This is a genomic window from Dyella jejuensis (assembly GCF_044904675.1).
In the GTDB taxonomy this organism is placed as follows: Bacteria; Pseudomonadota; Gammaproteobacteria; order Xanthomonadales; family Rhodanobacteraceae; genus Dyella_B; species Dyella_B jejuensis.
The window spans coordinates 121500-132715 of sequence record NZ_JADIKJ010000008.1 but is presented as its reverse complement, the minus strand read 5'-3'; the positions used below and the strand labels follow the sequence as shown (position 1 = coordinate 132715).

At 52.0% G+C, this 11216-nt stretch carries 9 protein-coding genes; 4 read left to right on the top strand and 5 right to left on the bottom strand.

What is annotated here, in order from left to right; all coding sequences use genetic code 11:
- Positions 1-40: 40 nt before the first annotated feature.
- The 4 genes from leuS to nadD all read left to right on the top strand — a co-directional run bounded on the left by leuS (position 41) and on the right by nadD (position 5002).
- Entirely contained in the window at positions 41-2674 is a 2634-nt protein-coding gene (gene leuS, locus ISP15_RS08675; RefSeq protein WP_404546863.1) for a leucine--tRNA ligase, read from the top strand.
- A gap of 4 nt (positions 2675-2678) precedes the next feature.
- Positions 2679-3266 (top strand): LPS-assembly lipoprotein LptE, encoded by a 588-nt coding sequence (locus tag ISP15_RS08670; RefSeq protein ID WP_404546862.1) that lies wholly within the window; start codon positions 2679-2681, stop codon positions 3264-3266.
- Between the two features lies 1 nt (position 3267).
- Entirely contained in the window at positions 3268-4278 is a 1011-nt protein-coding gene (holA, locus tag ISP15_RS08665) for a DNA polymerase III subunit delta (RefSeq protein ID WP_404546861.1), read from the top strand.
- Between the two features lie 76 nt (positions 4279-4354).
- Positions 4355-5002 carry a nicotinate-nucleotide adenylyltransferase gene (gene nadD / locus ISP15_RS08660; RefSeq protein ID WP_404546860.1) on the top strand — a complete coding sequence of 216 codons (648 nt, stop codon included), beginning with the start codon at positions 4355-4357 and terminating at the stop codon, positions 5000-5002.
- Between the two features lie 659 nt (positions 5003-5661).
- Here nadD and ISP15_RS08655 read toward each other — a convergent pair.
- The 5 genes from ISP15_RS08655 to ISP15_RS08635 all read right to left on the bottom strand — a co-directional run bounded on the left by ISP15_RS08655 (position 5662) and on the right by ISP15_RS08635 (position 11201).
- Positions 5662-5937 carry a hypothetical protein gene (locus ISP15_RS08655; protein ID WP_404546859.1) on the bottom strand — a complete coding sequence of 92 codons (276 nt, stop codon included), beginning with the start codon at positions 5935-5937 and terminating at the stop codon, positions 5662-5664.
- A 593-nt stretch (positions 5938-6530) separates the two neighbouring features.
- Positions 6531-6980 carry a hypothetical protein gene (locus ISP15_RS08650; protein WP_404546858.1) on the bottom strand — a complete coding sequence of 150 codons (450 nt, stop codon included), beginning with the start codon at positions 6978-6980 and terminating at the stop codon, positions 6531-6533.
- An 82-nt stretch (positions 6981-7062) separates the two neighbouring features.
- Entirely contained in the window at positions 7063-7440 is a 378-nt protein-coding gene (locus ISP15_RS08645) for a hypothetical protein (RefSeq protein WP_404546857.1), read from the bottom strand.
- Between the two features lie 1834 nt (positions 7441-9274).
- Positions 9275-9724, bottom strand: a complete 450-nt coding sequence (locus tag ISP15_RS08640) for a hypothetical protein (protein ID WP_404546856.1) — start codon at positions 9722-9724, stop codon at positions 9275-9277.
- The gene (locus tag ISP15_RS08635) at positions 9705-11201 is read right to left on the bottom strand and encodes an RHS repeat-associated core domain-containing protein (RefSeq protein WP_404546855.1); all 1497 of its coding nucleotides are present in this window, start codon (positions 11199-11201) and stop codon (positions 9705-9707) included. Before ISP15_RS08635 ends, ISP15_RS08640 begins: the two co-directional genes overlap by 20 nt.
- Positions 11202-11216 lie beyond the last annotated feature (15 nt).

The window sequence follows — 11216 nt, the reverse complement described above, 5'->3', positions numbered from 1 at the left end:
ATGGTACGCGCCGCCGAAAACGCATAACGGCCGCCGGATCATGCAGGATATTCAAGACCAGGGTTCTCCCAACGATTACGCCCCGCAGGCGGTGGAATCCGCTGCGCAGCAGTACTGGAATGCGCAACGCGCCTACGAGGTGAAGGAAGACCCTTCCCGGCCCAAGTTCTACTGCCTGGCGATGCTGCCGTATCCCTCCGGCGCACTGCACATGGGCCACGTGCGCAACTACACCATCGGCGACGTGATCAGCCGCTTCCAGCGCATGAACGGCAAGAATGTACTGCAGCCGATGGGCTGGGATGCGTTCGGGCTGCCCGCCGAAAACGCCGCGATCAAGAACCACACCGCGCCGGCCAGGTGGACCTACAAGAACATCGACCACATGCGCGACCAGCTCAAGTCGCTGGGTTATGCCATCGACTGGTCGCGCGAGTTCGCCACCTGCCGTCCGGAGTACTACCGCTGGGAACAGTTGATGTTCACCCGGCTGATGAAGAAAGGCCTGGCCTACCGCAAGAACGCAGTGGTGAACTGGGATCCCGTCGACCAGACCGTGCTGGCCAATGAGCAGGTGATCGACGGACGCGGCTGGCGTTCCGGCGCGCTGGTGGAAAAGCGCGAGATCCCGCAGTGGTTCCTCAAGATCACCGATTACGCGCAGGAGCTGCTGGACGGCCTGGACACGCTGCCCGGCTGGCCGGATGCGGTCAAGACCATGCAGCGCAATTGGATCGGTCGCAGCGAAGGCCTGGAAATCCACTTCGCGGTGGAAAACGAAGCCGAGCCGCTGACCGTGTTTACCACGCGCCCCGATACCTTGATGGGAGTTACCTTCGTCTCGATTGCCGGCGAACATCCGCTGGCGCTGAAGGCGGCGCGCAACGATCCCAAGCTCGCCGCATTCCTGGACGAGCTCAAGCATGGTGGCGTGTCCGAAGCGGAACTGGAAACGCAGGAAAAGCGCGGCATGCCCACCGGGCTATCCGCGATCCACCCGCTTACCGGCGAGAAGGTGCCGGTGTGGGTGGCGAACTTCGTATTGATGGGCTACGGCACCGGCGCGGTCATGGCCGTGCCGGGCCATGACGAGCGCGATTTCGAGTTCGCGCACAAATACCAGCTGCCGATCAAGCAAGTGATCGCGGTCGACGGCGCGGATGCCAACTACGATCCGCAGCACTGGAAGGATTGGTATTCGGACAAGACGCGCCCTGGCATGCGCGTGGTTAACTCCGGCGAACTCGACGGCAAGAGCTATCGCGAAGCGTTCGATTTCCTGGCCGCGAAGCTCCAGGCGAACGGCCAGGGCCTGCACCGCGTCAACTGGCGCCTGCGCGACTGGGGCGTCAGCCGCCAGCGCTACTGGGGCTGCCCGATCCCGGTGATCTACTGCGCCAGCTGCGATGCGGTGCCGGTGCCGGAAGATCAACTACCGGTGGTGTTGCCCGAAGACGTCGCGTTCTCGGGCGTGCAATCGCCGATCAAGGCCGATCCGGCCTGGCGCAAGACCACCTGCCCGCAGTGCGGCGGCCCGGCCGAGCGCGAAACCGATACCTTCGACACCTTCATGGAATCGAGCTGGTACTACGCGCGCTACACCAGTCCCGGCGCAAACGGCCAGGTCGACCAGCGCGCCGACTACTGGCTGCCGGTGGACCAGTACATCGGCGGTATCGAACACGCGATCCTGCACCTGTTGTACTTCCGCTTCTATCACAAGCTGATGCGCGACGCGGGTCTGGTGAAATCGGACGAGCCGGCCACCAACCTGCTATGCCAGGGCATGGTGATCGCCGACACCTTCTATCGCGAGAACGCCGACGGTTCAAAGGATTGGATCAATCCCGCCGAGGTGGACATCCATCGCGACGACAAGGCTCGCGTCGTAGGCGCCGTGTCCAGGTCGGACGGCCAGCCGGTGCAGATCGGCGGCACCGAGAAGATGTCCAAATCCAAGAACAACGGGGTCGACCCGCAAACCATGGTCGAGAAATTCGGTGCCGACACGGTGCGCCTGTTCTCGATGTTCGCCGCGCCGCCGGAACAGTCGCTGGAATGGAGCGAGGCCGGTGTCGAAGGGATGGCGCGCTTCCTGCGCCGCTTCTGGCGCGAAGTCACCACGCATGTCAGCCAGCCGGACCATCCCGAGGTCGAACCCGCCGCACTCGATGCGGGGCAAAAGGCGATGCGCCGCCAATTGCACGAAACCATCCAGAAAGTGAGCGACGACTTCGGCCGGCGGCATGCTTTCAATACCGCGATCGCCGCCCTGATGGAGCTGCTCAACGCGGTGGGCAAATTCAACGACCAGAGCGACCAGGGCCGCGCGGTGCGCCATGAAGTGCTGGAAACCATGGTGCTGCTGCTCAATCCGGTGGTACCGCACGTCAGCCATGCGCTGTGGCAGGCGCTCGGCCATCCGCAGCGGGTGCTGGACGACCAGCCCTGGCCGCAGGTAGACGCCGGTGCGCTGGTGCGCGATACATTGACCCTGGCAGTGCAGGTGAATGGCAAGCTGCGCGGTACCATCGAGGTCGCCGCCAGCGCCTCCAGAGAAGAAGCCGAAGCGCTGGCCCGCGCGAATCCCAACGTGGCGGCCTTCCTGGAAGGGCAGGCCGTGCGCAAGGTGATCGTGGTGCCGGGCAAGATCGTCAATATCGTCGCAGGATGATTTCATGAACCGCATGCTGAAAATCGTTTCGCTGCTGCCCGTGCTCGCCCTCACGGCATGCGGTTTCCACCTGCGCGGAAGCGCCGCGCTGCCCAAGGGCATGGATCGTGTGCACATCACGGTGGGCGGCGGCGGCGATTTCGAGCGCAAGCTGGCGCGTGCGCTGCTCGCCTCGAATGTCGTGGTCGAAGAGGAGAGTGGTCCTGGCATCGCCGAGCTGCGCGTTCCAGCGCAGAACTTCACCATCCAGACGCTCACCGTGAACGGCGTGGCCGAGGTGACCGAGTACGCGGTGCATTACCACGTGGTGTTCACCGCGACGGATGCGAACGGCAAGACCCTCGTCCCGGCCGAATCGATCGACCTGCAACGCGAATACAGCTATGACGCGAGCCAGCCGGTCGGGACCCAGGCGCAGGTCGAACAGATCCAGACCAGCCTGATCGACGATGCCATCCAGGCCCTGCTGTTCCGCCTGCAGGCCGTCGCCAGGCATGGCGAGGCCGCCGCCGCGCAAGCCGCGGGCAATTTGCCGGCGTCGGCCAGCACCGTCCAGCAGCCGCCGCAATATTCGCCTACGCCCGTCGACTGACATGCCGCTCAATCAAGCGCAGTGGCAGAAGGCCCTGGCTGCGGACAGCCTGAGCCCCGTGTACCTGCTGGCTGGCGAGGAATTGCTGGTGCTCGAAGCCGCCGATGCCCTGCGCGCCCAGGCGCGCAAGCTCGGCTACGCCGAACGCGAAATACTCGATGTCGGTGCCCACTTCGACTGGGACGAACTGGCGCGCTCCGCTGCGGGCATGTCGCTGTTCGCCACCCGCCGCCTGCTCGACCTGCGCTTGCCTACCGGACGTCCCGGCAGCGAGGGCGCAAAAGCCATCACGGAATTCTGCGCCCACCCGCCGCCGGACGTGACGCTGCTGATTACCGCGGTGGAATGGAGCAACAAGCACGAAGGCGCCTGGACCCGGCAGGTCGACAGCGCCGGCAGCGTGGTGATCTTCAACGCGCCGCGTCCGAACGAATGGGAAGCCTGGATCGGCGCGCGGCTGGCCTCGCGCAAACTCACCGCCGTACCCGAAGCGATCGCCTTGCTGGCCGAACGTGTGGAAGGCAACCTGCTGGCCGCCGCGCAAGAAATCGACAAGCTGGCAGTACTGCACGGCCAGGGCAAGATCGATGCTGCCGAGATGGAACACCTCGTGGCCGATAGCGCGCGCTACGACGCTTTCAAGCTGTCCGATGCCGCGCTCGGTGGCGACGGTGCGCGGGCGCTGCGCATTCTCGAAGGCTTGCACGCCGAAGGCGAGGAACTGATCGCGCTGATGGGCTGGCTGGTCAACCAATTGCAACTTGCCTTGCGCCTCGCCCATGCGCACGACTTCGCCGCACAGGCGCGCGCCGAACGCCTGTGGCCGGCGCGTGAGCAGTTGTTCCGCAAGGCCCTGCGGCGCGCGCCGCGTGAACACTGGATGCAATGCCTGGCGCGCGCCGCACGTATCGACCGCATCGCCAAGGGACGTGAAGCAGGCGACGCATGGCTGGAAGCACAGCGCCTGATTGCCGCCATGGCCGAACCGCGCGCAGCCCAGGCCCTGGCATGAATGCGATATCGCAGCCCATCCGTCGCCTGTCAGTTGTGCAGGCGCGGGGCGGCATGGAAAAGCAGGACGCTGTGGCATGAAACCGCTGGCCCTTTTCGGTGGCACCTTCGACCCGGTCCATATCGGTCATCTCAGCGTCGCCTGGGAAGCCTCCGAACTGCTCGACGCCGAAGTGCGGCTGATGCCGGCCAGCGTGCCGCCGCATCGCGTGCCACCCACGGCGAGCGCCGCGCAGCGCGTGGACATGTTGCGCGCCGCGTTGCGCGGGCAGTCGCGTCTCACGCTCGATACGCGCGAACTCGATCGCAGCGGCCCTTCCTACACTGTCGACACGCTGGACGAATTCCGCCTCGAATGCGGCGAGCGGCCCTTGATGCTGTTGCTCGGTGCCGATGCATTTGCCGGATTGCGCAGCTGGCATCGCTGGCGCGACCTGTTCGAGGTGGCGCACATCGGCGTGATCAATCGTCCAGGAGTCGAGGCTTCTCTTCCGGTGGAACTGGAACGTGCGGTAGCGGCGCGTCGCACGGACGATCCGGCGATCATTCGCGCGCGTCCCGCCGGACGGGTCATCGAACTGGCGGTGACGCCGTTGGAAGTTTCCGCCACGCATATTCGCCAATTGCTGGCGGCCGGACGCGATCCGCGTTACCTGCTGCCGGCGGGATTATTCGACGATCCGGCGCTGCTGGCGCCTTATCGATCGTCATTTGAAAACGGATGATGTTTGTACCTGTTGGATTGTGACCATCGAGCCTTGTCCTTGCTCAACACGGCGCCAACTTTCTGACACGGTGTTCCAGCATGGTCTCATCGTAAGCGTCCTCGGCTGGCGCTGGTACTGCTCTGCAGAAACTGCGGGGTCATTACAAGACTTCCAAAACGAACCTGATCCCCAGCCGGCCGATTCGAAAGATATCTGGTGGGCCCAGGACTATCACGGAGTGCTCGGTCCCTTGCGCTGAATCTTTTTTATACGCGGATCTTGAAGCTGACGTCGAATAAACTGTAACGCCTAATCATTAAAAAAATGAAGAATTGCGATGATTAATGTTGCTTGGCACAATATAAAATTTATCATCCTCAGAATGAGATAGCTTTTATCTTTAACGCAAATTTTTAAAAACAATAAATTGCCAAAAGCGATGCATAGAAGAAATGTCGAACTATGGAGAATTGATCTATTCGTAAAGAAAATGCTTGGAATCAGGTTGCTTAATATGGCTGTTTGAATAATCGCTGCTAACCATATTAAGGTTCTCGTCGTTTTTTTAGCTATTTCCCACATGCATTTTTTCTATCCTTGTAATGGCTTTGTCAGCTCAATTCGTCATCGCATCGACTATGTGGTCGCGTTCGCTAAGATCTTATAAATGACAGTTGTCAAGAAAGCCAATGAAGTAACACTATTATTGTGACAATTTCAATGCCTATAAAATTAAAAGCTCTTACTGCAAGTAATTTTCCATCCTTAACGCATAGATTAATCAAGATAAGGTATAAGGCAGTCATGACGATAAGAGAAGTTAAAGTGTTAAATTTTGAACCACTGTCAAAAAGTAAATCCGGAATCAAATATGACAATAAAATCATTGGCAAGAATAATGCCATCCATATCGTCCAGCCAAAAAATTCCTTTAAGCTTTTCATTTTTTCCATTTAAGAAAATTCCTCAAATGTATATATGCATGGAGCGTCAAGGATGCCATTGGTGGACCCTGTAAATTCTTGCTTCTTGGCTACATGGCTTTAAGCCATTCTGTGGACCTACATGTGGCATCTCAGATGCATGGCTATTTATTCGGAGTATCCAAAGGCATATCTTTCTATTATTTATTTCTTTATCTATGGGAATAGCCTTTTATGTTCAATCCAGAAATAATAAATAAATCCGAGTCCGAAGCTGATGGTTTTAATGAACGATGCATCAAATTCGCCCGGCGACATTTTAAGACAGGTCTGATATATGCCTGACAACAAAATTAGCGTAGTGGATGAAATTAAAAAACCTTTAGAATTGCTAGAAGGATTGCCTTTGCGTGGACATGCTTCATGGCTTATTTCCACGGTAATTATTCGATTCTGATCGGGTTGCATATTCTATCCATCCACTAGTCAAGCCGAATGTGGGTTTTTGCTTCATGGCTAGATGGCTTTGGCTCATCCTATGAATGCATATATGGACTACCTATTTTATTGTTGGATAAAAACGTTTTGTTCCATCATGGCATGCTCTATTGATTGTAGGGAATCTATCTTTTTATATTAGATATTGTAAAGCGAACGGGCACTCCTATTTTTTTTAAGCCTTCAAGCAAGTCACTTTCAAACTCAAATTCAACGGCATCATTTAGCTGATCGATATCGACCGCTTTTGAATAAAAAAAATCAATATAAGCTTCATCAATGCCTGGCGCATTGGCAAAGAATATCTCTGATCCCTTGATTTTTCTTAGAAAGCTCCTAATACATTCAGAGGGGCTTTCCCTTGAAATAACTCTAATTCCCCATATGCTGGTTTTATAGACTGCAGAATTTTCTCTTCCTGGAACTTTCTTGGTCCCGCAAAGAGCCGTGATGTCGGGTTGAATATTGGTTTTTTCCGTAATTGCTTCTGGAATTAAATTTTTCCCTTTCAAGTACAAAGATACTTGAATCAAAAGGCTGTGCTCAAAATATAAGTTATTCGTTGAGACGTCCATGTATTCCACCTATCTAGATCAAGCGTGCGTCCAACTGCAACTATAGGGCTTATTTGATGATCTGGTGCTATTGCAGCCTTTGCTAAAATTCAGTTATTTTTGGCGCTGAAAATGAAACGATATCCACGATCTCTTCCCCTGCGCTTATAATGAAGTGTTTGGCTTGAGATAGATCTCGGATATGAAGCTCTTCATCTCTTAGCCATTTAAATACATCGCTTTCTTCGATAATCATAATGGTGTCAAGTTCGGTGACGCCACTGTCTTGAAAAAATTTCAGTCGTACCGACTCGTCTGTGACTCGAACGTAAATGGCATTATCAAATTCAATCCTTAAAATTTCTGATCCATTTTTATCGAGCCCGCAAATCGCGACAATTCCATCGTCATAAGTGACTTTCGAAGATATTAACTTCTTTGTGACATTTTTAATGGATTTAATTTTGATTGGTGTTTGCAATTTTAATCCTATGTGGCTGCTGATGGGTATTAAACGCTTTACTTTTTCTTTGCATTGGCTCCAAGGAAAAATATAAGTCGACTTCCTGTGCTGAGGATTTGTATAATTTTCCGTCAAATGCGCCTAGATAAAATCCAAATATTATGCGATGCAGGGAAAAGGTGAATATTAGTTGTGATAACCGCAACGGATATTGCTTTAACGAACAGGCTGGCCGTGTACATTATGTAGCCAACGTCATCTTCTATCCTGCGGCTTGTTTGATGATCCAGTATGGCTGGCGTCTTATCAGTAGTCGCTTGCGTATTAACAATGCTTGTCAGGTGTCGAAGAGGTCCGGTATCGAAAAATGCGCTACCATTAGCGATGGTTAATGTATGCTTGGTTAATAGTGCCCGTTTATATCTTTATAAAGTCATAGATTGCTAGGTATTATTTGTTAGACATTACGAATAAAATAGAAAATGTAATAATGATAAATAATAATATGACGGTAATTATCTTTAAGCGCATGCGTGGATTTCCGGATACGTCATCTATTAGCAGTTCATTTATTTTTAAATATAATCCATAATATATAGTAAAAATGCCAAAAATTATAATAATTCCAAATAAAATTTTTAGCATGCCTTCTTTAAATGCAAGCAACAATAAAAATATAATTCCAGAACACGTAAAAATTAACAGAGCTAATATAATTAAATTAGAAAATTTTACTTCGCTTTTCTTAATATTCATAAGCATACATGCTCTGTTAAAAATCTTAACAATCCAAATCCTCTTGCTCTAGCCTTCAAGGCTTGCGGCCGCATCTAATGTGTCGGGTGGAACTACTTCCGCTCATTTGAGTATGAACTACCCGTTACTAAGTACTGCGATTATTAAGGCTAATCAAGAGTTCAGCGCTGGAATGGGGTGTAGCTGTTTTTGTGCTCAATGAGGTAACGAACATCTGTTTTCAACTTGCACTGAATCTTTTTTTGCGCGCGGATCTTGAAACTGATGTCACATAAATCATATCATCTCTAATCATTTAAAAAATGAAGAATTACGATGATTAATGTTGCTTGACACAATATAAAATTTATTATTCTCCGAATGAGATAACTTTTATCTTTAACGCAAATTTTTAAAAACAATAAATTGCCAAGAGCGATGCATAGAAGGAATGTCAAACCATGGAGAATTGATCCATTCGTAAAGAAAATGCTTGGAATCAGGTTGCCTAATATAGCTGTTTGAGTAATCACTGCCAACCATATTAAGGTTCTTGTCGTTTTTTTAGCTATTTCCCACATGCATTCCTACTATCTTTGTAATGGCTTTGTCAGCTCAATTCGTCATCGCATCAATTATTCGATCACGTTCGACAAGACATTATAAGTGAGCCTTGTCAAGAGAGCCAATGAAACGATGCTATTATTGTGACAAATTCAATGCCTTGAAATTAAAATTTTTTACTGCGAGGGATTCTTGGTCTTTAACGCATAGTTAAATCAAAAGCACATATAAGTCGATCATAACAATAAGATAAAGCAATGCATTAAATTTCAATTCATGTTAAAAATTAAATTTGGAATAAAATTAATAATAAGGTTATTGGTAAAATAATGCTAACCATGCCATTTATCCAAAAGCTGCATTTAGGATATTTTTTTATATAAGTAAATTTTCTAGATATATGCGTGGATTTTCAGAGGCGCTGTTGGCGCATTTGCGCTTTTTGTTTCATGGCTAGATAGGTTAGAACCGTTTTGTGAATGCATATATATGCCTGCTATTGTTGGATAAAAAGTTTTGTTCATCATGGCATATACTATTTATTGTGTAGAATCTATTTTTTTACATTAGATATCGTAAAGCGAACGGGTACTCCAATTTTTTTTAAGCCTTCAAGCAAATCACTTTCAAGCTCAAATTCAACGGCATCATTTAGTTGATCGATATCGACTGTTTTTGTATAAAAAAAATCAATATAAGCTTCGTCAATGCCTGGCGCATTGGCAAAGAATGTTTCTGATCCTTTGATTTTTTTTAGAAAACTCCTAATGCATTTAGAGGGGCTTTCCCTTGAAATAACTCGAACCCCCCATATACTGGTTTTATAGACTGCGGAATTTTCTCTTCCTGGAGCTTTCTTGGTTCCGCAAAGAGCCGTGATGTCGGGTTGAATATTGGTTTTTCCCGTAATTATTTCTGGAATTAAATTTTTTCCTTTCAAGTACAAAGATACTTGGATCAAAAGATTGCACTCAAAATTTAAGTTATTCGTTGAGATTTCCATGTATTTCCCCGTCTGGATCGGACACATCCCCTGTTAGGGGATTTACTCCCCACTTTTGCGTTCCACCTTTATGCGTTGTGTCCCCCTGTTTAATATCATGAAATTTTCGACGTCCTTCCGCAGCACCTACTCCTTGCCGACGCCCCCATTCCTCAGCCCCCTTGTCCCCAGGCCAAAACCCAGGTGACAAGTTGAGCTGCACTGGCGGCAATTCGATGTAAGGAAGTGCACCATAACAATTGGGAGGGCATGTGGAGGTATCTGTCCATCCGTTACTTGGCCAAATTACCGCGGTGACTACAACTAGCCAAGGATTCAACGCTGGAATAGGGCGTATGCGGATTTGTGGTAGCTCTATGAGTTGGGGCGCGGGAATTGCTACAGCGTTAGCCGTTACATTTACAGCCGACTCTGTTGGAATACCGCCACCGCCACCGCCACCGCCACCGCCACCGCCACCGCCACCGCCACCGCCACCGCCACCGCCACCGCCACCGCCACCGCCACCGCCACCGCCACCGCCACCGCCATACGACGGTCCACCACCGCCCCATCCAACGAACGACGGAATCGATCCACCTGGAGAGTTTCCGCTGCCGCCGCCACTGCAGCCTCCGCTGACCTCCCAGACGCCCTCGCTGTTCATCACCATCCCTTGGGTTCCACACGCTTTGGCTGCCATGCCAGTGGGATCGGTGAAGTTCAACGGGTTGTTGTTGGCATAAGCATAGCGGTTGAAGTCGTAGACGTTGCCCGCCGAGGCTGGAATGGGGTCCATGGATATAAAGCGCCCCAGGTCCGCATCGTAGTAACGCGCTTGCATGTAGGTCAGGCCCGTCAGCGGGTCTTCGTAGCTGCCGGCGTAGCCGGGTGCTTCCTGCTTGTTGCTTTGCTGTCCGGCGGCACCGTAGGCCTTGTAGTCGGTCTTGGTGACGGCATTGGCGGCGGCATCGGTCATGATGACATTGCTGCCCAGCCGGTCAGTGTGGATGTAGTAGACCGAATCAGTAACCGCTGGCGCCACGGGTATTGTGTATTCTCCCGAGCCAGGCAACAGCGTGCGCGTGGCATTGTTGCCAAAAGCCGAGCCGTATACGTAGAGGCGTTGCCCGCCATATTGTTGCCGCATGGCAAGGGTAATTCCCACGATGTATCGATTATTGGGATTGTGATTGCCGCATGCGTCCTGTACCGCCTGCTCGCTGGATTGGTCGACGTTGTACGTTCCCAGTTTGACGCCGCCGCTCGCGATTTCACCTCCCGCGTAAATATCAATTTGCGGCGACGATAAGGTCAGAACATAGCCTTTCCAGCAGGCCCATCCTTTTATGACGACCGCCCCGTTGCCGTCCCCAAATACGCCATCAATATTGCCGATAGTGGCATTGGTCTGCGCCCAGGCGGATCGGCCAGGCCACAGCGCGAACAGTGCCATCGAAAGCCACCACCATTTGTTGTTTCCATGCATGGCAAACATTCCTTTCCGTGGTTG

Coding starts and splice junctions, on each gene's coding strand:
- ISP15_RS08670 (WP_404546862.1), top strand. CDS start 2,679: ATGAACCGCATGCTGAAAATCGTTTCGCTGCTGCCCGTGCTCGCCCTC.
- nadD (WP_404546860.1), top strand. CDS start 4,355: ATGAAACCGCTGGCCCTTTTCGGTGGCACCTTCGACCCGGTCCATATC.
- ISP15_RS08635 (WP_404546855.1), bottom strand. CDS start 11,201: ATGTTTGCCATGCATGGAAACAACAAATGGTGGTGGCTTTCGATGGCA.
- holA (WP_404546861.1), top strand. CDS start 3,268: ATGCCGCTCAATCAAGCGCAGTGGCAGAAGGCCCTGGCTGCGGACAGC.
- ISP15_RS08655 (WP_404546859.1), bottom strand. CDS start 5,937: ATGGAAAAAATGAAAAGCTTAAAGGAATTTTTTGGCTGGACGATATGG.
- ISP15_RS08650 (WP_404546858.1), bottom strand. CDS start 6,980: ATGGACGTCTCAACGAATAACTTATATTTTGAGCACAGCCTTTTGATT.
- ISP15_RS08640 (WP_404546856.1), bottom strand. CDS start 9,724: ATGGAAATCTCAACGAATAACTTAAATTTTGAGTGCAATCTTTTGATC.
- leuS (WP_404546863.1), top strand. CDS start 41: ATGCAGGATATTCAAGACCAGGGTTCTCCCAACGATTACGCCCCGCAG.